This is a genomic window from Anabaena azotica SJ-1, from assembly GCF_047275885.1.
In the GTDB taxonomy this organism is placed as follows: domain Bacteria; phylum Cyanobacteriota; class Cyanobacteriia; order Cyanobacteriales; family Nostocaceae; genus Trichormus_B; species Trichormus_B azotica_A.
The window spans coordinates 2,504,689-2,527,511 of sequence record NZ_CP178454.1 but is presented as its reverse complement, the minus strand read 5'-3'; the positions used below and the strand labels follow the sequence as shown (position 1 = coordinate 2,527,511).

18 protein-coding genes are annotated in these 22,823 nt (G+C 39.4%); 14 read left to right on the top strand and 4 right to left on the bottom strand.

All coding sequences use genetic code 11. The features are described from left to right. The first annotated feature begins 19 nt into the window (after positions 1 to 19). Positions 20 to 682, top strand: coding sequence for a LapA family protein (locus ACLLO5_RS11120; RefSeq protein ID WP_413175498.1), 663 nt, complete (start codon positions 20 to 22; stop codon positions 680 to 682). A gap of 60 nt (positions 683 to 742) precedes the next feature. Here the strand turns inward: ACLLO5_RS11120 and ACLLO5_RS11115 are convergent, their stop codons facing one another. Continuing rightward, the gene (locus ACLLO5_RS11115) at positions 743 to 964 is read right to left on the bottom strand and encodes a hypothetical protein (protein WP_413175497.1); all 222 of its coding nucleotides are present in this window, start codon (positions 962 to 964) and stop codon (positions 743 to 745) included. A 278-nt stretch (positions 965 to 1,242) separates the two neighbouring features. On the opposite strand from ACLLO5_RS11115, the gene ACLLO5_RS11110 reads away from it, so the two are divergent. From ACLLO5_RS11110 to ACLLO5_RS11090, 5 genes are all read left to right on the top strand, one after another. Continuing rightward, positions 1,243 to 2,835: an NB-ARC domain-containing protein gene (locus ACLLO5_RS11110; protein ID WP_413175496.1), complete on the top strand. Its 1,593-nt coding sequence runs from the start codon at positions 1,243 to 1,245 to the stop codon at positions 2,833 to 2,835. 71 nt (positions 2,836 to 2,906) lie between these two features. Beyond that, positions 2,907 to 3,452, top strand: coding sequence for a shikimate kinase (locus ACLLO5_RS11105; protein WP_413175495.1), 546 nt, complete (start codon positions 2,907 to 2,909; stop codon positions 3,450 to 3,452). Between the two features lie 83 nt (positions 3,453 to 3,535). After that, complete coding sequence (gene argB / locus ACLLO5_RS11100; protein WP_413175494.1) at positions 3,536 to 4,426, top strand: acetylglutamate kinase; 891 nt, start codon at positions 3,536 to 3,538, stop codon at positions 4,424 to 4,426. Between the two features lie 238 nt (positions 4,427 to 4,664). Next, positions 4,665 to 5,186, top strand: coding sequence for a hypothetical protein (locus ACLLO5_RS11095; RefSeq protein ID WP_413175493.1), 522 nt, complete (start codon positions 4,665 to 4,667; stop codon positions 5,184 to 5,186). A gap of 103 nt (positions 5,187 to 5,289) precedes the next feature. Continuing rightward, positions 5,290 to 6,114, top strand: coding sequence for a DUF3153 domain-containing protein (locus ACLLO5_RS11090; RefSeq protein ID WP_413175492.1), 825 nt, complete (start codon positions 5,290 to 5,292; stop codon positions 6,112 to 6,114). Positions 6,115 to 6,919: 805 nt separating this feature from the next. Here the strand turns inward: ACLLO5_RS11090 and pdxH are convergent. After that, complete coding sequence (gene pdxH / locus ACLLO5_RS11085; protein WP_413175491.1) at positions 6,920 to 7,564, bottom strand: pyridoxamine 5'-phosphate oxidase; 645 nt, start codon at positions 7,562 to 7,564, stop codon at positions 6,920 to 6,922. A gap of 231 nt (positions 7,565 to 7,795) precedes the next feature. Here pdxH and ACLLO5_RS11080 point away from each other — a divergent pair, with 231 nt between their 5' ends. From ACLLO5_RS11080 to ACLLO5_RS11070, 3 genes are all read left to right on the top strand, one after another. Next, the gene (locus ACLLO5_RS11080; RefSeq protein ID WP_413175489.1) at positions 7,796 to 8,893 is read left to right on the top strand and encodes an AI-2E family transporter; all 1,098 of its coding nucleotides are present in this window, start codon (positions 7,796 to 7,798) and stop codon (positions 8,891 to 8,893) included. An 88-nt stretch (positions 8,894 to 8,981) separates the two neighbouring features. After that, the gene (locus tag ACLLO5_RS11075; RefSeq protein ID WP_413175488.1) at positions 8,982 to 9,782 is read left to right on the top strand and encodes a segregation/condensation protein A; all 801 of its coding nucleotides are present in this window, start codon (positions 8,982 to 8,984) and stop codon (positions 9,780 to 9,782) included. Positions 9,783 to 10,081: 299 nt separating this feature from the next. After that, positions 10,082 to 11,251 (top strand): sugar phosphate nucleotidyltransferase, encoded by a 1,170-nt coding sequence (locus ACLLO5_RS11070; protein ID WP_413175487.1) that lies wholly within the window; start codon positions 10,082 to 10,084, stop codon positions 11,249 to 11,251. A gap of 67 nt (positions 11,252 to 11,318) precedes the next feature. Here ACLLO5_RS11070 and speA read toward each other — a convergent pair whose 3' ends face one another. Further along, positions 11,319 to 13,331 (bottom strand): biosynthetic arginine decarboxylase, encoded by a 2,013-nt coding sequence (speA, locus tag ACLLO5_RS11065; protein ID WP_413175486.1) that lies wholly within the window; start codon positions 13,329 to 13,331, stop codon positions 11,319 to 11,321. A gap of 292 nt (positions 13,332 to 13,623) precedes the next feature. Here speA and ndk point away from each other — a divergent pair, with 292 nt between their 5' ends. Next, the gene (ndk, locus tag ACLLO5_RS11060; RefSeq protein WP_413175485.1) at positions 13,624 to 14,073 is read left to right on the top strand and encodes a nucleoside-diphosphate kinase; all 450 of its coding nucleotides are present in this window, start codon (positions 13,624 to 13,626) and stop codon (positions 14,071 to 14,073) included. A 158-nt stretch (positions 14,074 to 14,231) separates the two neighbouring features. Here ndk and ACLLO5_RS11055 read toward each other — a convergent pair whose 3' ends face one another. After that, the gene (locus ACLLO5_RS11055) at positions 14,232 to 14,963 is read right to left on the bottom strand and encodes a TerC family protein (protein WP_413175484.1); all 732 of its coding nucleotides are present in this window, start codon (positions 14,961 to 14,963) and stop codon (positions 14,232 to 14,234) included. A gap of 107 nt (positions 14,964 to 15,070) precedes the next feature. Here ACLLO5_RS11055 and ACLLO5_RS11050 point away from each other — a divergent pair, with 107 nt between their 5' ends. The 4 genes from ACLLO5_RS11050 to ACLLO5_RS11035 all read left to right on the top strand — a co-directional run bounded on the left by ACLLO5_RS11050 (position 15,071) and on the right by ACLLO5_RS11035 (position 22,663). Then, positions 15,071 to 15,841 (top strand): COP23 domain-containing protein, encoded by a 771-nt coding sequence (locus ACLLO5_RS11050; protein WP_413175483.1) that lies wholly within the window; start codon positions 15,071 to 15,073, stop codon positions 15,839 to 15,841. Positions 15,842 to 16,144: 303 nt separating this feature from the next. After that, positions 16,145 to 18,121, top strand: a complete 1,977-nt coding sequence (locus ACLLO5_RS11045; RefSeq protein ID WP_413175482.1) for an FG-GAP-like repeat-containing protein — start codon at positions 16,145 to 16,147, stop codon at positions 18,119 to 18,121. Positions 18,122 to 18,622: 501 nt separating this feature from the next. Next, positions 18,623 to 19,354 (top strand): peptidylprolyl isomerase, encoded by a 732-nt coding sequence (locus tag ACLLO5_RS11040; protein ID WP_413175481.1) that lies wholly within the window; start codon positions 18,623 to 18,625, stop codon positions 19,352 to 19,354. A 303-nt stretch (positions 19,355 to 19,657) separates the two neighbouring features. Further along, the gene (locus tag ACLLO5_RS11035; protein WP_413175480.1) at positions 19,658 to 22,663 is read left to right on the top strand and encodes a peptidase domain-containing ABC transporter; all 3,006 of its coding nucleotides are present in this window, start codon (positions 19,658 to 19,660) and stop codon (positions 22,661 to 22,663) included. The last annotated feature ends 160 nt before the right edge of the window (positions 22,664 to 22,823 follow it).

Here is a 22,823-nt window from a genome sequence, read left to right as displayed (position 1 = left end):
ATCTAACATATATATAAAAATGGCTATAATTCGCTTAATTTTGTTAGTGGTAACACTGGGAGGACTAACACTATTATTAGTCCAAAATTTTTCCCCTGCCCTTCCCCTAGTATTTTTGGGTATGCGGACTCAACCATTACCATTAAGTTTATGGATTTTATTTAGCATCGTGGCTGGTGGTTTTACATCTTTTTTAATCGCTACCTTGTTGAAACTTGGTAATTATTTTGCTCAACAACCATCAACAACCTCAGTCAAATCGACTGCAACAGCACCACGCACCAAAACAAATGCAAGGGGAGAAAATAAACAAACTTCTCAAACCTCACACCAGCAAACAAGTACAACTGATGACAATACTAATAACGAGTTTGATGATTGGGACACAGATCGTAATCAAAACAGCGATTGGGATTTTGACGAATCACCACAGACACCAAGCTCAAAAACCTCCACACCTCAGCAACCACGCAACAATACTTCTGATTCTGTTTACTCCTACAGTTCCCAAGAACCCAAAAATACTGGAGTGGGAAAAACTGAATCCATTTATGATGCTGATTATCGAGTAATTATCCCTCCTTATCAACCACCAACTACTGACCAAACAAATGATGATGATGATTGGGATTTTTTTGAAGATGAAGATTTGGAGGATGATAACAAACCTACTCGACGGTAGAAACAACCAAAATCAATATAAATTTTACCCCTTAGCCTTTTCCCAACTTCAGCAATAACTCTATATCCTGCACCCTTGACTCTGTAACTTGCACTTGTCTCTGTATTCCCGCGATTCTTGTCTGATTTCACCCATCATTGCCGCTTCCTGTAAAGCCATGAAGGCATTAAAATCTTCAAAATCATATCGAGCAGATAAAAGTTGTCTGAGTTGGTTTTCTGCCTGCAAAGTCAAATAGCCCGTTGTTAAAGCTGTTTGGACAATGTCTCGGATTTGAGTCATCGTTGATACCTCATCCCTACCATATTAATTAATGAAAGCTTCTTCATTAGTTATGTGAAACTCATTGAACTTTCTAATGTGGACAAAATTTATTTCCTTAAAGTTTCCAACAAGTTATATAAAATTTCCGTTAAGTTTAAGCATACCTAAGTAGTAAAGAAAAATGCACCTAACACTTGTTATTAAATTCGTTAATAATTTATCGTTAGTTTATTCAGGCTTTATAGAATAAGCGTTAGTATATCGCTAACGTTACAGTAAATCCACTAATAACAATAATGGCGGTAGTAGATTCCCCACCAATCGAAGAAGAATTTCTAGAGGCTCAAAAAAATTGGAATTTAGACAAATTATATGTAGATTTAGCTTCTGCCAAAAGAAAAGCTCTCACACCTGTGGAAAAGAAATTACTGAGAGGTTTGCTTTGTGGTTGTAGCCCTGCGGAAATAGCCAAAAAAGTTTATCAAAGTAGCAGTAGCAGCACTGTCAGAGTTTATCTTTCTAATGGATTATATAAATACATAGAAGATATGCTGAGTAATCAGGCAGGATGCTTAATTAAGGTAAAAAACTGGAGTCATGTAACTCATTTATTAGAAAAAGCTGGGTATAAAAAAAACTGGTTTCAAATACCACCAATAACCACGTTGATGACAAATACCAGGGAGGAAGCAACTGATTTACCAAAAGTTGAAGCAACCAAAATTCAAGATTGGGGTGAAGCTGTTGATATCAGTGGCTTCTGTGGAAGAAAGACAGAATTAACCAGAGTTTCTGAATGGATTGTTAATCAGCGTTGTCGGTTGGTTGTGGTTTTGGGAATGGGTGGAATTGGTAAAACTGCTTTTTCTATCAAGTTAGCGCAGGAGATTGAAGATCAGTTTGATTATGTGATCTGGCGATCGCTCCATCTATGCCCTAAGATAGATGCAATACTGCTAGAACTAATGCAGACATTAAAACCAGACTTGCAGACAGACGAAACCACATCTCTAAATACCAAAATTTCCCAACTGATTCATGCTTTACGCAAAGTTCGTTGTCTGTTGGTGTTAGATAACATAGACTCGATTTTATCTAGCAATGGTGACAATTCTGTAGCCATGAGTAAGCCTGATCCACTTTCACAAATTCAGTATCTTCCTGGTTATGAAGGTTATGGTGAGTTAATTAAAAGGATAGGAGAATCTCAACACCAAAGCTGCTTGTTAATAACTAGTCGGGAAAAACCGCCAGAAATTACAGAGATAGAAGGAGAAAAACTCCCTGTTCACTCCTTAAAATTAACTGGTTTAAGCAAAATAGAAAGCTTGGGTATCCTTCAAGTTAAAGGAATAGCCGAATTAGACCATAGAGAAGCTTGTATATTGATTGATTCCTATGCTGGTAATCCGTTATTTTTGAAATTAGTTGCTACCACCATTCAAGATTTATTTGCTGGTAGTATTTATCAGTTTCTAGCGCAAGATACTTTGGTTTTTGGTGATATTCGCAGGATTTTAGACCAGCAGTTTAATCGCTTGTCTGAGTTAGAAAAATATATAATGTATTGGTTGGTACTTAATCCAGAGTATAATTCTGTCCTCGCTTTAACAAGTCACATCATACCCGGACAATCACCACGATTAGGAAAAAGACTAATTTTAGAAGCTCTAGAATTACTCCAACGACGATTATTTATTGATATACAAACAGATAGTTTATCTCCTAGTAAAGTGTGGAGAGATTATATAATTGAACGCTTCAAAGAAAAAGATTTTCAATCTACTACTGAACCCGATAGCAGTTTATTAATGAATGATCCCATTTTAGTAGCCCAATTAAAAAACGTCAGAATTCAGCAGTCAGGAGTCAATAATCAGAATCTTTGAGCAGGGAGATATTGAATATATGGTGTGAATTCAGATAAAATCAAGGACTGTTAACGGGAGTCAAGAGACCAGTGAATAACTTATTAAAAGGAGTCAACCTTTATTTAATTGGGATGATGGGTGTTGGTAAAACCACAGTTGGACGCTTATTAGCACATCAACTTGGTTATGGTTTTATAGATACTGATGATGTAATAGTTAAAGCTGCGGGAAAATCTATCAATGAGATATTTACCGAAGAGGGAGAAGCCGCATTTCGACAGTTAGAAAGTGATGTTTTAGGTCAAGTTTGTGCTTATACTAAGTTGACTATAGCCACTGGTGGGGGAATTGTCCTGCGACAAGAAAATTGGGGCTATCTGCGTCACGGGTTAATAGTGTGGCTTGATGCGCCAGTGCAAGTCTTGTTAAAACGGTTAGCAGAGGATGAAACAAGACCACTTTTACAAGATTCTGACCCTGAAGACAAATTGAGATCGCTTCTCCAACAACGTCAACCGCTTTATTCCCAAGCAGACTTACACATTACCATCACTGATAACCAAACACCAGAAGAAATTGCTACACGCATCCTAGAAGCAATTCCCAGTGTTCTGAAAAATCAAAACCAAAATTGATCTGAGGAAATTTTGTCATAGAAAGTTGCTTTCATGTTTTGATCATGTAAAAACCTTGTCTTCAAAATTGACAGATTCTCAAAATGATCAACGATACCGAGTATATCAGGCAAACTGAAGCTAATCGCGTAGAAATACTCAGCGAAGCACTACCTTACATTCAACAGTTCGCAGGTCGCACCGTTGTGGTCAAATACGGAGGTGCAGCCATGAAAGATAGCACCCTCAAAGATAAAGTTATCCGCGATATCGTATTTTTATCCTGCGTCGGCTTGCGACCAATTTTAGTACATGGCGGTGGGCCAGAAATTAACAGTTGGTTAGGTAAACTAGGAATTGAAGCCCAGTTTAAGAATGGTTTGCGCGTCACTGATGCAGCAACAATGGATGTGGTGGAAATGGTGTTAGTCGGTAGAGTCAATAAAGAAATTGTCTCCCTGATTAACCAAGCTGGTGGTATGGCTGTGGGACTTTGTGGTAAGGATGGACACTTAATTACCGCCCGTCCTCAAGGTGATGAAGCTATCGGTTTTGTTGGGGAAGTTAGTAATGTCAATATCAAGATTTTAGAAACTCTCTCTAGTAATGGCTATATTCCTGTAGTTTCCAGCGTTGCTGCTGACGATAGCGGACAGGCTTACAATATTAATGCTGATACTGTAGCTGGGGAAATAGCAGCGGCTTTGGGAGCGGAAAAGTTAATTTTGCTGACTGATACACGCGGTATCTTAACAGATTACAAAGATCCATCAACTTTAATTCCCAAAGTAGATATTCCTGAAGCTCGTCAATTGATTAACGATGGCGTGGTTAGTGGAGGTATGATTCCTAAAGTAACTTGTTGTGTGCGATCGCTCGCCCAAGGAGTCAAAGCCGCACACATCATTGATGGTCGTATTCCCCACGCCTTGCTTTTAGAAATCTTTACCGATGTAGGGATTGGAACAATGATTCTCGGTTCTCAATTTAAATAATAATTTTGGTAATTGGTGATTGGAAGAAGATGAAGAAAAAATACAGCAGGAGTCAGAAGTCAGGAGTCAGGAGTCAGGAGTAAAACTCTCTTGCTGTCTAGGTTTCAATTTAGATTCTGTACCTCATTGATCTGCAATCTGCCGTAAGTCCTTTCTTATTTCTTCTTCTTTCTCCTGATAGCGCAGCGTGGCGTAAGCCATACTCTTGAACTCCTCAACTACTGAACTCCTACCTTCGATGACTACAGAAAGTTTAGAAATTGCTAAATCTCGCTACCAAGTTGGAAAAGCAGCTTTTGAAAATGGACAATATCGGGAATCTGTGGAAAATTTAGAAAAAGCCAGCGCCTTATTAGCCAAGAATACACGCTTTGCTGGTGAAGTCGATATTTGGTTAGTAAATGCTTATGAAGCGGCTGGACGTTCTGAAGATGCGATCGCACTTTGTCAAAAACTTTGTCGTCATCCTCACTACGAAACCAAGTCACAAGCAAAGCGGTTAATTTATATTTTAAAAGCACCCAAACTGAAAAGACCAAAGGAGTGGATGACAGAAATTCCCGATTTTGGTGCTATTGCTGACAACAAATCAAAAATCCTTGTCACCACTAAACTCCAGACATCTAACTTAAAACAGAAGCCTGTAGAACCAGAATATGTTGATCTTAGTCAAGTCAATACAAAAGATAATCGTTTTATTTGGGTAGCCTTGATTTTTGTGGGTCTAACAATTTCCTATCTAGTTTGGTTAAGTGTGTGAAGGCAGGAGGCAGGAGGGAAGAGGGTTTGGGGCAACTTTACTTTTAGTTACATACTTCGTTTTTTTTACGCCTTTCTACTTAGATAAATGGAGAAAAATTTATATGCAAAAATCTAATTTTCCAAAATTTTTATTATCACAGGTTAAAACAAGGAATTTTAGAATTCCCAAAATCAAAAAATTGCATCTGCCAAAACCTTTTATTTTCTTATTAATCTGTGCATCTTTAATGTTAACAAGTTGTGTAAAATATGATTTGGGAATTAATTTTAATAATACCAACAACGGCGAACTAGTACAACATATTAAATTATCTGAAAACTTAACCAGTTTTAGTGGAGATTATGTTTACGATTGGTTAAATAGTCTAGAACATCGCGCCCGAAAATTAGACGGTTCAGCAAAGCGTATTTCTCCAGAAGAAATAATTGTCAAAATTCCCTTCACTAACGGTCAAGAATTACAAGAAAAATTTAGTGGATTTTTCAACTATCGCACATCTCAAACACCGGATGTAATTTCCAATGATCAAGAACTACCAAATATTGCTTCCAACTTAATCGTAGAAGATAATAACTTCTTGCTTCTATCAAGAAATCGCTTAATTTATGATTTAGATTTGCGTTCCCTTTCTGTACTTACCAGCAAAGGAAACGTTTTATCAGGTACAGGTTCAATTCTCAATTTAGACTTTAGCTTACAGACACCTTGGGGAGTTAAAAATATTCAACAAACCGAAGATACTATTCAACCAGAAAAAAATGGTAAACAACTTATATGGAAACTTAACCCAGGTAAATTAAACCATATAGAAGTAATTTTTTGGTTGCCTAACTTATTAGGTATTGGTACTTTGATAATTATTCTATTTATTTGGGGTGGTTTTTATCTGAGATATACATTATTAGCATCAGGATTAAAGGATTAAAAGAATTTTATTATTTGTGAAGGATATTGCATCTTGGCGAGAAACTTGTAGGGGCGAAGCATTCGAGTGATAACCTATCGCTGAAACCATTGATATTCTGTCCGAATGCTTTGCCCTTACTGAATCAAGATATCCAGGATTGACAGGATTTTAGCGATCGCAATTTTTCGACTTGACAAGCTGTAAATAATTTTTTACACTTATGTTATGAGTGGAAATCTGTGGGCGCAATATATATAGGGTCTTAAATTATTTGAGTGAAGATTTTCGGAACGCAGATAGACGCAGATTGTTTAAATAAGGATTCTGAAAATCCAAAATCCCCAACTTCTAACCAACCATCATTAAATAACATCCTGAAAATCCTAAAATCCGGGATATCCTGATTCAGACAATATAAACCCCTTGGATTATTTTCAAAACCATCATAACATGACCCTGTAAGAAGTCAAGACCCTTGTAATTGCGTTGAGCTTATTGACGCTATTCTCAATATTTTTTGAGGTAAAACCCTTGATCCGGCTTTTTTGGGTAAATGGGGTTAAGAATTGTTAAGGTGGCTAACCAAACACGGGAAGAAGCAAATACTTGATGACACTATTCAGTAATAATTGACCTCTATAATCTGCTAAAAATGCTTTCCACTCTATCCTTTTTACTCTTTTCCCTTTCCCTATAGCCTTCTGTCAGAATCAGGATGTCCAGGATTTTCAGGATAAGAACGCGGATGAACGCTTAAGAGAATTTCTCAAACTCCCAGAAACTATTCCCTGTCACCTTGAATTTATTTATTTATATTTATTCATTAAGGAGACAACCGTTCTATCTTCCAACCCCCATCATCCAAACGAGTATAAAGCAACCGGTCATGTAAACGACTAGAACGTCCTTGCCAAAACTCGATTTCCTGGGGAATTACCCGAAAACCTCCCCAATGAGGTGGTCTAGGTACTTCCTGATTTTCATATTTGCGTTGAAATTCTTCTAATTGTTGCTCTAGCACTTCCCTACTAGTAATTACCTCGCTTTGATTAGAAGCCCATGCACCCAAGCGACTCTTAGGTGGACGCACCTCAAAATAACCATCTGATTCCTCTGAGGAAATCTTTTCTACAGTTCCCACAATTCTCACTTGACGTTCTAGTTCAGCCCACCAGAAAACTAATGCAGCATGGGGGTTTGCAGCTAGTTCTTGTCCTTTGTGACTATTGTAGTTGGTAAATAAAACAAAGCCCCTTTCATCAAAATTCTTTAACAGTACCATTCTCGCCGAAGGTTGACCATCTGGGGTAGATGTAGCCAGAGTCATGGCGTTAGGTTCAGGTAATTGTGCTGCTAGAGCCTGATCAAACCAGAATTTAAATTGTATAAAAGGATTAGGGTTAATGTCCTTTTCACTCAAATCTTGCAAAGTATAATCTTTGCGAAGGTCAGCTATATCTTTATCCATTGGTAATTGGTAATTGGTAATTGGTAATTGGTAATTGATAATTGATAATTAGTAATTACTTTAATTATTCACTGTCACCTGTCACCTGTCACCTGTCACCTGTCACCTGTCACCTGTCACCTGTCACCTGTCACCTGTCACCTGTCACCCATCACCTATCACCTGTCACCTGTCACCTATCACCTATCACCTGTCACCTGTCACCTGTCACCTGCCTATACATTAAATCAGATGCGCCGTTCAGCCTCTCTTCAAAGTTTGTTAATTTATGGTCTGAGTGGCCCGATTATCGCTCTCAATGTCTGGCTACTGTCGCTACTGTTTCGTTATTTCCAGCACCCCATCACCATTCTAAGTATTGCGGCTATTTTAGCGTTTTTACTCAATTACCCGGTTAAATTATTAGAAAAAGCTAGGATTACTCGTACTCAGGCGGTGATCTTAGTTTTAATTATCACTTTGGCTTTGTTAGGAATTCTATGTGTTACCCTTGTACCAATGGTAATTGACCAAACTATCCAACTTTTAAATAAGATTCCTGATTGGTTAGCTTCCAGTCAAGACAATCTGGGGAAATTGCAGGTAGTGGCACGTCAAAGACGGATAAATATAGACTTTAGCCTAGTAACTAATCAAATCAATGCGAATATTCAAAACTTAGTACAACAGATAGCTTCCAGTGCAGTGGGGTTTGCTGGTACCCTGTTATCGGGATTACTGAACTTAGTGTTAGTAGTCGTATTAGCTTTCTATATGCTGCTATATGGCGATCGCGTATGGTATGGTCTAATCAATCTCCTGCCCTCTAATATTGGCATCCCTTTCAACAAGTCATTACAGTTAAATTTCCAGAACTTTTTCCTCAGTCAACTATTGCTGGGACTTTTCATGGTAGTAGTCCTTACTCCCATTTTCCTATTTTTGAGAGTACCATTCGCCCTGTTATTTGCCATTGTTATTGGTCTTTCTGAACTGATTCCCTTTGTCGGAGCGACATTAGGCATTAGTTTAGTCACAATGTTGGTATTACTGCAAAATTGGTGGTTAGCATTTCCAGTAGCAACGGTAGCAATTATCCTCCAACAAATTAAGGATAATCTCTTGGCACCTAAGCTACTAGGTAACTTTATTGGACTCAACCCAATCTGGATTTTTGTATCTATTTTAATGGGATTTGAAATTGCGGGTTTATTGGGAACACTTGTGGCTGTGCCAATTGCTGGAACTATCAAAGGCACCTTTGACGCTATTAAAAGTAATAAGCACAATGATTATGTCTCAAATTTTACGGTCACTTATGAATCAAAATCTGGTGAAAATGATAAATAGGGTGTTGGGTATTGGGCATGGGAAAATTAATCAACTCTTGCCTCTTTCCTTCTGCTGCTGATAACTGATAACTGATAATTGATAACTGATGGATGCTAACCAGCTATTAGAAACAATTACACATCTCATTGAACAAGCCGAAAAAGGGGAAATAGACCCTTGGGATGTGCAAGTGATTGAGGTGATTGACCGCTACTTAGAACTAATGGCACCAGAGGCAACAGCAAGAGGTTACGAGGCTGACTTGTCCCAATCTGGACAGGCATTTCTATCAGCATCCCTGCTCGTATTATTCAAAGCTAATACCTTAATGCATTTGTCAACAGTAGATAATATTATAGATAATGTGTCTGATGATTCAATGTTAGAAGGTGAAGATGGGGGGTTATATCCCATTCAGCGGCTGCAATTAGAGCGACAGTTACGCCGCCGTCCAGCCGCAATGCCACCACCAAAGCGTCGTGTGACTCTACAAGAGTTAATCACACAATTGCAGATTATGGCTAACCAGCTAAAACGGGTAGAGAAATCTAACAAACCTCACCGTCCTAAGCGTCAGCCTAGTATGCAAACCATGAGGGAAGCACTAGAATTAGCTCACCAAGAAAATCTGACAGAAGTAGCTTTAGAACTAGAGCAGGTATTGCATCTTTCTGTAAGGGATCTAAATTTAGAGGAAGAATGTTTGAATCTAGAAGAACTGGTAAAGTTGTGGACAAAAACAAAGCAGCCACAAAAAAAAGGTGAGTACCATGAATCAGAACATGGTGACATAGTGAGCGTTTTTTGGGCATTACTACTGCTGTCTGCTCAATCTAAGGTAGAGCTATTTCAAGAAGAATTTTACCAGGAGATAAAAATCCGTTTACCAACTTCAGCCAGCAGCTAGAACCCAATCAACTGAACTTTTGTGTCAGCAAAACCCAAAATCCTATTGAAAAGATAACTGACTGATGATCATCTAGCTATACCTTTAAGTTAGAAGAGAAATAAAAACTGATGATTAAGTAGTAAGTAGGTGGAAAAATTTATAACTATGTCATTGCGGACGGAGTGAATCAAAGTGAAACAATTATAAGGGTTTCAATTCTTTTAAATTTCGTTACATAGTTTAGTTTATTTTGTGCCTACCTGCTTAACAATCTCTCGATGAAAGTAAACTGGCTTGTGGCTGAGGAATAAAATTTAATGAAAGCAATGATTCTCGCAGCGGGTAAAGGTACTCGTGTACGTCCTATTACTTATACAATTCCCAAACCGATGATTCCTATCCTGCAAAAGCCGGTGATGGAATTTTTGCTGGAATTGCTGCGTCAACATGGATTTGACGAAATTATGGTCAATGTTAGCCATTTGGCTGAGGAAATAGAAAATTATTTCCGTGATGGTCAAAGGTTTGGTGTACAGATTGGCTATTCTTTTGAAGGAAAAATTGACGACGACGGTAAACTTGTCGGAGAAGCGATTGGTTCTGCTGGAGGAATGCGGCGTATCCAAGACTTTTCTCCTTTTTTTGATGACACTTTTGTGGTGTTATGCGGTGATGCTTTGATAGATTTAGATTTAACGGCTGCGGTGAAGTGGCATAAAGCTAAGGGTTCAATTGCTACTATCATTACGAAATCTGTTCCACGGGAAGAAGTTTCTAGTTATGGTGTGGTAGTGACAGATGATGATAATCGGGTCAAAGCTTTCCAAGAAAAACCCTCAACCGAAGAAGCACTCAGCACTAATATCAATACGGGTATTTATATTTTTGAGCCAGAGGTGTTTAACTATATTCCCTCTGGGATAGAGTATGACATTGGAGGTGATTTATTTCCTAAACTTGTGGAAATTAATGCACCTTTTTATGCTATCCCGATGGATTTTGAATGGGTAGATATTGGTAAAGTACCAGATTATTGGCGGGCAATTCGTGGTGTATTGCTGGGTGAAATTAAAAATGTGCAGATTCCTGGACATGAAGTTGCTCCTGGTATTTACACTGGCTTAAATGTAGCAGTGAATTGGGATAAGGTAGATATTACTGGCCCAGTGTACATTGGTGGTATGACCAGAATCGAAGATGGCGCAAAAATTGTTGGCCCGGCGATGATTGGTCCTAATTGCTGGATTTGTAGTGGTGTAACTGTGGACAACAGCGTGATTTTTGAATGGTCGCGTTTGGGTCCGGGTGTGCGATTGGTGGATAAGCTGGTATTCGGACGTTACTGTGTGGACAAGACTGGGGCGGCGATAGATGTCCAAGCTGCGGCTTTAGATTGGCTGATTACTGATGCTCGTCAAGCTCCTCCCGCTGATACTCCTATTGAACGCCAAGCGATCGCAGAATTGTTAGGTACAAATTCAATTTAGGTAATGGGTAATAGGTAATAGGTAATAGCTTTTCCAATTACCAATTACCAATTACCAATTACCAATCCTAACTATTCAAATACGTATATCTCCTCAGACTTTGCTCGTAGGTTTGTAATAGTCGTTGAGATTCAGCTAGGGTGATACGATTTTCTTCTAAGGCTTTTTCACAACGCTGGCGGATGTTTTCTACCATATCTTCGGAGTCATACTGCACGTAGCTAACTACTTCACTCATGGTATCACCCTTAACAACGTGTTCAATTTGATAGCCTTTGGGTGTTAATTGGATGTGAACGGCGTTGGTGTCACCAAATAGGTTGTGTAAATTGCCCATGATTTCTTGGTAAGCTCCATTGAGGAACATTCCTAGATAATAGGGTTGATCTGGTTTGAATTTATGCAGTTCTAACACTGATTTGACATCCCGTAGATCAATAAATCGGTCGATTTTACCATCGCTATCACAGGTGAGGTCAGCCAAAATTCCTCGTTGTGTGGGTTCTTGATCTAGCTTATGTATGGGCATAATGGGAAATAGTTGATCAATTGCCCAACAATCTGGTGCTGATTGAAACACGGAAAGATTAATGTAATAGATGGAAGCCATGATTTTTTCCAGGTCTTCCAATTCATCGGGTACGTATTCCTGCTGTCTGGTAATATCTAGAATTTTGCTGCAACAAGCCCAGTAAAGTCGCTCGGCTTTAGCTCGTTCTTTAAGTCTTAAAATTCCTAAATTAAAGCGGCTTATGGCTTCTTCTTTAAATTGCGCCGCGTCGTGGTAGAACTCCTGATAGTTCTCTTTGTTGATCGATTGGTAGGTTTCCCACAGGTAATTGATGATTGGTGATTCTCCCTCTTGTGGTGGGTCTGGGAGTTCGAGGGGGACATCGCTGGTGCTGAGAACGTCAAAGATGAGGACTGATTGATGGGATGCGATCGCTCTACCACTTTCGCTAATCAGTGTAGGTACGGTAATTTGACGCTCTGCACAGGTATCTTTTAACTCTGCCACAATATCATTGGCATAGTTTTGCATATTGTAGTTTTTGGAGGCGTAGAAATTAGTTTGAGAACCGTCGTAATCTACACCCAAGCCACCACCAACATCCAGATATTTCATATCTGCGCCTAACATCGCCAACTCTACATAAATGCGACTGGCTTCTTGGATGGCATCTTTAATGACATTGATGGCGGAAATTTGTGAGCCGATATGGAAGTGTAACAACTGCAAGCAATCGAGTAAATTAGCTTCCCTTAACTTATCAACCGCTTCCATTATTTCGGGAATTGTTAGCCCAAATTTAGCGCGATCGCCTGTGGAAGTTCCCCAACGTCCCATTCCTTGGGTGCTTAATTTTGCCCGTACCCCCAAAATGGGTTTAATTCCTAATTGCAAGTTAGCTGCAATCACCAAATCGACTTCTTCAATTTGTTCTATAACAATGATTGCCGTTTGTCCTAACCTTTGAGATAACATTGCTGTTTCAATGTATTCTCGGTCTTTGTAACCGTTGCAAACTAACAATGCACCAGGGGTATCCAATAAAGCCAGCGCAATCATTAATTCTGGCTTAGACCCGGCTTCTAGCCCAAATTGATGAGGTTTGCCAAAACGTACCAAATCTTCAATTAAGTGCCTTTCCTGATTACATTTGACGGGAAATACACCACGATAAACACCAGGATAGTTATAACGAGCGATCGCTTTGGCAAAACAAGCGTTTAAGCGTTCAATTCGGTCTTCTAGAATATCCGAAAAGCGAATCAGCAGAGGAAGCCCCAAATTACGTTGCTTTAAAGCATTAACTAATTCAAACAAATCTAAAGAACCACCGCGATCTCCCTTGGGAGAAACTGTTACATTCCCTGCCGCATTAATGGAAAAATAAGGTCTTCCCCAACCTTCAATTCGGTAAAGGTCTTCGCTGTCCTCAATTTTCCAAGCACGAGGCAAATCTCCTGTCGTGGTAATTGGTGGTAGCAATTTCTTGTGCTTTTGGCTTTTTAATTCGGATTTATGCCCATTAGGAGGCACTTTGACAATTTCATCAGCAGTTGATTCAACACCCATTTATTACTGACCTCTGTTTTTCGCCCACGAACAACAATTTAACAAATTAGCCTGGTCACGGATATGCACGTAGCAAGAATTTTTGATTAGTTAGAAAAAAGGAGGCAGAAGGCAGGAGGCAGAATTTCAGGAAGAAAAAAGAAAAAAGAATTAATTTTTACTCTGCTCCACCTCTCCCCTGCTCCTCTGCTCCCTTGCCTCCTGAGTAAATATTCTGCAACTACTGGACAAAATACATAAAAACGGCTGACAATTAACGCATAAAAACTTTATTAAGTTTTGGGAGATAGCTTTGGAACGCACATTTTTAGCAATTAAGCCTGATGGAGTCCAGCGCGGACTGGTGGGTGAAATTATCCGTCGCTTTGAAACTAAAGGCTTTACCCTTGTTGGCTTGAAGTTTCAAAAAGTCAGCCGGGAATTAGCTGAACAACATTATGGTGTTCACCGGGAAAGACCCTTTTTCCCTAGTTTGGTAGAATTTATCACTTCTGGGCCTGTTGTAGCGATGGTTTGGGAAGGTGATGGTGTTATTGCTTCTGCCAGAAAAATTATTGGCGCAACAAACCCCTTAAACTCAGAACCAGGAACAATTCGTGGCGATTTTGGTATTAATGTTGGCCGCAACTTAATCCACGGTTCTGATGCTCCTGAAACTGCACAAACGGAAATTGCTCTGTGGTTTAAGGATGAAGAACTAGTAGCTTGGCAACCACACTTAACTCCTTGGTTACATGAGTAATAGGGAATAGGGAACGGGGAATAGGGAATAGGGAATAGGCAATAGGCAATAGGCAATAGGCAATAGGCAATAGGGAACAGAAAAGAAATGATTATTTATTCTCCTCTGCTCCTCTGCTCCTCTGCTCCCCTGCTCCCCTGCTCCCCATCTCCCCCTCTCTACTTTGATACTTCACTTTTTTCAGGTTCTTCGGTGGCTTCTTGGGGTAATTTTTCAGCAGAGCGTTTGGAAAATCCCCAGGCTAAGATGATGGCGATCGCACTAACCATGATCCATTGGGGTGGAACTAAATCATCGTTAATGACTTTGAGTAGCAGACGTAAACCCACAAAGGCTACAGTAATATAACCAGCATCTTCTAAGTTTTCATATTCATCCAACCAGCGAATAAATAATCCAGCCATAAAGCGGAGTGCCACAATACCGATAGTTGTGCCTGTAATTACTAACCACCATTCTTGAGAAACAGCGATCGCAGTGGTTACACTATCCAAGGAAAACGCCAAATCGGTGAAAGCAATTACAGGTATAGCTTGCCATAAAGAATTAAAACGCGGTCCGTGATGGTGATTTTCTTCGTCTTCTTGGGATGTAAAGTGTTGGAATACTAACCACAGCAGGTAAGCAGCACCCAGTAATTCAAATTGCCAGAATTTTTGTACCCATGTAGCTGTTAGTAACAGCGTGATTCGTAGGACATAGGCAAAAACTAACCCGATGTTTAGGGCTTGACGTTCTAGTTTTTTGTCTTCCAGTCCTTGAGCGATAGCAGCGAGGGCGATCGCATTATCAGCAGATAGCACCGCTTCTAGGAAAATCAAGATTAGCAATACTATCAGGGCTTCAATGCTGAAATGAAACTGTAAATAATCAAAAATGTGGTCTAACATTCCAATTTCTCAAGCAGGGAAAATTTTAAAATAACAGGAACAAAGATGAATCAAAAAATAAAATTCTTCGTCATGGTAAACATGAATATATATTTAGAGCTTGAATTATGCCATCACAATCAGTTCAGTTATTATTGTTGAGTAGTCTGAGTATATCGTTACTTGTGGGTAATTCTGTAGCTTTTGCCCAAACTGATAGCGTTGTTGTTCCCACTGTACCATCAGGCTCATCAACCACTGTACCATCAGGTTCACCCACCAATATACCGACTTCCACAACCGTGGATAGTAGCAAAAGATTTAGTTGTCAATATTATAACGGTCAATATACCGTCATGTACCAGCCCCAAAGTCAACCAGGTCAATTTTTTGCTTGGGCTGCACCACAAAACATGGGTGGTGGTTGGGATGCTCAAAAACGATGTGATGCGATCGCCAATCGGTTAGAAATATATCGTCCAGATGGTTTACAAGAACTCCAGATAGCTGTTGAAAATAACGAAAATATAATCTGTGTCACTACTGAGGCTAACCCCGGCTGTCGCATTGTACTGACAGTGCCTCGTGGCAAAGATCCTTATGCTATCCGCAGTAGTGTTTTCAATAACTTAGCTAGTGCTGATAACGGACAACAAACCGTAGCTGTTAACACTTATACTAATCGCAACCAAGGAGGATCTAACGAATTATATAATTTAGGACGCAGCCTTTTAGGTGGTAATAATCGTGCTAGCTCATCCAAAAACGGAATTAATTTGAAACCATTCCTAGATCCCAAAGATGGCGGCACAGCCAGTAAACTGCGAAATGGAGTATCAATTCGTCGTCAGTCCCAACCACAAAATCGTACTATCCTCAACCCGCGGTTATTCCGCTGATGTATCATCTATTTTAGTTAGGGTTGTAGCGGAAAATTAATGATTAATAAATATGGTCTTGGCTTCTTTGTAAGTATTTACAAGGAGGCTTTGTCCTGTGATTATTTTATAGACTTAAGAATATAAATTTTCCGTAAAAATATAGGATCACTTCTCTAATAGTTTAAATTTTCAGATTACAGTAATTGATGAGAATTTCACAAAAAATAGTATTTGTCAGCAAATGGAAGTGATCCTGATCCGGACAAATGCTGAAATTTTCAGTTTAGATAGATACAAAGTAGTATTTTACAACAAATAATCATGGCAATCTCATTTAACACACCCAATGATATTACCGTCGGAAATGGACCCTATTCTGTAGCAGTGGGAGATTTCAATAAAGATGGCAAACTCGATGCAATAGTAGCAAACTCTAGTAGTGGCAATGTTTCGGTTTTATTTGGTAAGGGTTTAGGTGATTTCGATACTCCAGTTAACTATACAATGGGGTCATTTCCGGTTTCTGTATCCGTTGGAGACTTCAATGGAGATGGCAAACTAGACTTCGCAACAGCAAACTTTATTAGTAACAATATCTCTATTCGATTAGGCAATGGTGCAGGCGGTTTTGGCAGCACCACCAACTATACTTTTACTAATCCTAATCCTACTCTCTATCCTAATCTCCGTCCTATCACCGTGGCAGACTTTAATGGTGATGGCAAACTAGACTTAGCTGCGGGTAGTTTAAATAATGCTGATGTACTGATATTCCCCGGAACTGCCTTGGGTACGTTCGGCACTCCCCTCAACTATACAGTTGGGATTGACACTCGTGCGATCGCAGTTGCTGATTTTAACGATGATGGCATTTTCGATTTTGCACAGGTCAAATCCAATCAAAGCAAGGTTTTTGTGCAAATAGGGTTAACTGAAGATATCTCAGGTAATACAACTTCCTTTGATCCTGCCACTGAGTTTAGCGTGGGATTACAACCCCGGTCAGTCACTGTAACCGACATCAACAAAGACGGCAAATTAGACTTATTAGTCGCAAACAGTGATGATGATAACGTTTCCTTGTTATTAGGTGATGGCACAGGCAAATTCGTCACTGCTATCAACTATTCTGCTGGAAATGGTTCTCGTGCTGTAGGAGTGGGAGACTTTAACAGTGATGGCAGAACTGATTTAATGGTAGCTAACGAACTAGCAGGAACTGTTTCCGTGCTGTTGAATACATCTTTAGGAGACACATTTGTTGGTAGTTCAGCCCCCAACACTTTCATAATTGATGATGTGAATGACACCATTATTGAAGAGAGTTTAACTGGGATAGATACAGTTAAATCCTCTATCACCTACACATTAGGGGATAACCTGGAACGTTTATTTTTAATTGGAACTGATAATATCGACGGTACAGGTAACGAACTCAATAACAACATCAAAGGTAATAGTGGTAATAATACCCTCGATGGTGGTGATGGCAAAGATGCCCTCAGTGGTGGTGATGGCGATGACACATTAATTGGTGGGGATGGTAACGATAACCTCAATGGGGGTACAGGTGCTGACAGTTTAACTGGTGGCGATGGCAATGATACTTATACCGTTGATAATGGGGGTGACACAGTTAATGAAGTTGGTACTACGGGGATAGATACAGTTAGATCCTCTATCGATTTCATCTTAGGGACTAACCTAGAAAATCTGATTTTAACTGGAACTGATAATATCGACGGTACAGGTAATTTACTAAATAACAACATCAAAGGTAATAGTGGCAATAATACCCTCAATGGTGGTGATGGCAACGATAACCTCAATGGTGGTGATGGTGCTGACACCTTAATTGGAGGGGATGGCAACGATATCTTCAATGGTGGTGATGGTGCTGACACCCTAACAGGCGGTATTGGTAATGACACCCTAACAGGAGGTCTTGGTAATGACACCCTAACAGGCGGTGTTGGTAATGACATTTTCCGTTTTAATGCTCAGAATGAAGGGATTGATACAATTCAAGACTTTACAGTTGGAGAGGACAAAATTCGGATATCTGCTAGTGGGTTTAGTAATGCTCTAAGTATAGGTACTCTAGCTAGTTCTGCTTTCCTTTCCGGTGCTGGTATAACAACAGCTAGTGATACCTTCCAACGGTTAATTTACAACTCTACCAATGGTGCGTTGTTCTTTGATGCTGATGGTAGTGTTAATGCATTCTCTGCTATTCAGATAGCCACTCTCTCAGGAGTACCGGCTCTCACTGCTGCTTCCATTACTGTAATCGGCTAAGGTATTGTCAAAAATAAATTACCTACCCACAAATTTTAGGGTGGGTAAAACAAGATTACTCAGTCAAACATCAGGATGTGAGTTGGTTGGGGGAATGGTTAAAGATTTTTTCCTTCCCTTTCCCCCTTCTCTTTTCACCCTCAACTGAGCAGTATTGGAGTTCTCTTAGTGACGAAGGCGTAACCCGCCATTATCCCTTAACAGACTGAATTTCAAAGTTTTTTTGCCAGACTGCCAGTTTAAGGTTGCAAATTCAAAAAATTATGATAGTTTGGTACGATATATGCAAATAGATACCTTTGTTACTAGCGTTGACAAGAGCATATTCGGTTTATGCCATGATGTTTAGTAACTATCTATCCACATACAGAAAGAGCTAAAGATGAAGGAGTAGGTTGTAAAACATTTGCTAACTTAACCTTTAGATAAACTAACTACAATCTATTTCGATTACGTTCTTAAAAACGATTGATAACGGTGGTAAATCTGCTCACAAGTGATATGAATCCAGTTCTGCAATTTGGCGATGCCTCCGGCGAGCAAAGCTCTCACGTACTCACAGCCCCAGAAGTTTTGGAATTACTGGGCAAATACCAATTAATTCCTCCATTACTCAAAGAGGTAGTCATTGACCAAGCGATCGCACAAATTGAGTGTACGCCACAAGAAGAACAACTTGCCTGTGAACAGTTAGCTCAACAATATCAAGGGCGACAAGAACAGAATATAACTTCTGAACAATTAAATACAATGGCAATTCGCCAACTCAAACTGGAGAAGTTCAAAGAAGCTACCTGGGGTCAAGATTTAGACTCTTACTTTTTCCAGCGCAAATCCCAGTTAGATCGAGTTATATACTCCCTAATCACTACCTCTGAAATTGGTATTGCCCAAGAAATTTATTTCCGCATCCAAGAAGGAGAACAATCTTTTGCTCAATTAGCACGGGAATACGCCCAAGGGCCGGAAGCTCAAACAGATGGTTTAGTAGGCCCAGTAGAATTACAATCTCTCCATCCACGTTTGATACAAATCTTGTCTGTGAGCCAACCACAGCAACTTTCACCACCCAATCAAATAGGAGAATGGATAGTAATTGTCCGTCTAGAAAAGTTGCTACCTGCCCAATTGGATCGTCCTATGCGTCAGCGATTGCTCAATGAGCGGTTTCAGAGTTGGCTACAAGCACAAATAGCCTCACAAAACTGGCAAATTAAGCAATCAGATGTGTGAGTTGTCAGGAAGATGAAGCATAACAAAATCTTATAGAGCGTATGTAATATCAAGCTTGGTTGATTCGTTATTATTCCTGCATCCGTAAAAAAAAATCTGAAATATCCCTGATACTCTCATGTGTCAATGATAAATCTAGAATCAGAAATGATATTGCATTTGCCAGGGTAATGAGTACCAGCCCAAAAGTTCAATTTTTTATCATCCAGGTCAAAGTTGTCACAAATTGGATGCTGGTAACAAACATCAACCAGTCAATTAATTTCCCATAACTGACAGTAAATTAAATAGTTTTCATAAAACATGACTTATAGTAATAACGCCTTTACCGAATTTCTCAATACCGTTGACGGATTTGAACTACTATCGACAGCGGAAAAAAATAATTTACTTTCACAACAACAAGCTTTACGCTACCGTATAGGTCAAAAAATTATTGGTAAAGAAAAACTACCTGATCGCATAGCAATTCTTTATGAAGGAAGAGTGCGGTTATTAGCATATCACCCTCAAACCCAATTGCCAATTACTTTAAAAATCCTAGAACCCGGTGCAATAATTGGCGAGATTAGTTTATTAAGACATATTTCTTGTGAAACAGCGATCGCATCCACCGAAGTCATCTGTTTAACCTTCAGCACAGCCGATTACTTAGGTTTACTTGCCCAAAATTCAGCATTTGCCAATGCGCGTCAGAACGTGAGTAATTTAATCGAAATATTCGACGTTCTCAGTCCGCAGTTAGCCCTACAAGCCAATGCTAGTTTAAATTTAAAAGAAATTACCCAACACATTGTATCAAGTGTAAAAATTCAGCACCTACCACCAGGAAAAACTTCCTTTAACCAACTGGAAAGCGATCGCATCTGGTTCGTCAGCGGTGGTGGGACAATAAATAATTTTCCCCCTGGTTCTCAATTAGAATCTAATAACTTCAGAGATATTGTAGAGATAACTGGTAACGCTCCAGCAAGGTTGGTAGGGATAGATCCCGCAGATTTATTATTCTTGAATAATGATCACATAGAAGCAGAACTCCCAGATCATCAAGAACAAATCAGAGATGAATTAGAGATTCCCTACGCATCAACAGAAGAAGTATTTGCCGCACCAAACCAGACATCACAAGTTAAACAAAAAAATCGAGAATATCCATTTTTTCGTGGACAGGGTGAATTAAATTCTACTCTAGCCTGTTTCCAAATGCTGGCCAAGCACTTAGAAATTCCCTTGCGTAAAGAAGTAATCCGTAGGATTTTAAACGAGCAAATTAAACGCCAAGGTGTCATATCTTTTCAACTTTGCGCTTATTTAGGAGAATTAATTGGCCTCAAATCCCAATTAGTAGATGTTCCTGCTACCTCTATTACACGCATCCCCACACCAGCATTAATTCAATATAGAGATAGTTTTGCTGTCATCTATGCAGTAGAAGCAAACACAGTAGTATTAGCTATTCCATCAAAAGGTATCATCAATTGCAAACCAGGCAAACTACTGGAAGAATTAGAAACTGATGAAACCAATTTACAGCCACAACTAAGGGTACTATTATTCAGTGCAACACAAGAAACACCCCAACAACGCTTTGGTTTAAGCTGGTTTTTACCATATCTATCACGTTACCGTCGAGTCTTAATAGAAGTATTCATTGCGTCATTTTTTGTACAACTGGCAGCATTAGCCAATCCTCTAGTTATTCAGTTAATCATTGATAAAGTCATTGTTCAAAATAGTATTAGTACCCTGAATATTTTAGGAGTTTTACTATTAGCCGTTGGTGTATTTGAAGCAATTCTCACCACATTACGAACTTACTTATTTGTAGATACAACTAATCGGATTGATATGAGTCTGGGGTCACAAATTATTGACCACTTACTCAGATTACCATTACGCTATTTTGAACGCCGACCTGTAGGTGAACTTTCTACTCGGATCAATGAATTAGAAAATATCCGTCAGTTCCTTACAGGTACAGCTTTAACAGTGGGATTAGATGCAGTATTCTCGGTGGTTTATATCATCGTGATGCTGTTTTATAGTTGGCAACTGACCTTAGTCGGGTTAGGGACAATCCCTCTATTTGTGGTGATTACATTAATTGCCGCCCCCACAGTCAGCCGACAGCTACGAGCCAAAGCAGAACGTAACGCAGAAACTCAATCGTATTTAGTTGAGGTCATGTCCGGGATACAAACAGTGAAAGCGCAAAATATTGAATTGCGATCGCGTTTTTCCTGGCAAGAACGTTATGCAAGGTTTGTGGCCGCAGGGTTTAAAACTGTGATCACATCCACTTTGGCTAATTCCACCAGTCAGTTTCTCAATAAACTCAGCAGCTTATTAGTTTTGTGGGTAGGAGCTTATTTAGTATTACAAAAAGAGTTAACTTTAGGGGAATTAATCGCCTTTAGAATTATCTCCAGTTACGTTACTAGCCCCATCTTGCGTTTAGCACAAATCTGGCAAAACTTCCAAGAAACAGGATTATCTTTAGAACGATTAAGCGATATTGTTGATACACCAAGAGAAGCAGAATTAGACAAAGACAATATCCCCTTACCTGCAATAGTTGGGGCTGTAACGTATGACAACGTTTCTTTCCGATTTGCACCTAGCGGACCGCTGCAACTCAATAATGTGAGCCTCGATTTTCCGGCGGGTAGATTTGTGGGCATTGTTGGTCAAAGTGGCTCAGGTAAAAGCACAATGATGAAATTACTGCTCAGACTTTACAACGTCGAGTCTGGCAGAATTTTAATTGATGGTTATGACATCAGCAAAGTCGAACTTTATTCTGTGCGTAGGCAGATTGGTGTCGTTCCCCAAGACCCACTATTGTTTGATGGCACAGTTCAGGAAAACATTGCCCTGACAAATCCTGATGCCACAACAGAAGAAATTATCGAAGCTGCCCGGATTGCCGTTGCTCACGAATTTATCATGAACCTGCCCAATGGTTATAACACCAGAGTTGGAGAAAGAGGTTCAGCCCTTTCTGGAGGACAAAGACAGAGAATTGCGATCGCACGTTCAATTTTACAAAAACCTAAATTATTAGTCTTGGACGAAGCCACCAGCGCCTTAGATTATCCCACCGAAAGACAAATATGTCTCAACTTAGCTAGAGCATTTCAAGGAACAACCGTCTTCTTTATTACTCACCGTCTCAATACTGTTAGTAATGCCAATACAATTGTTGTCATGGATGGTGGTCGCGTAATTGAGCAAGGTAGTCATCAAGAATTAATGTCTTCTAAAGGTCATTATTTCTACCTTTATCAACAACAAGAAGTTAATTTGTAATTAATTCAGTTATCAGTTGATAAAACTAACTAACAATTGATAACTGAATAATAGATAAAAAATTTAATTATCCATTAGTAAATTTTCACTTCAAAACTACAACGGAGCAAAGTCAACCCAGTATCAATCTTAAATAATCTCCAACTTACTCTCCTTAAAT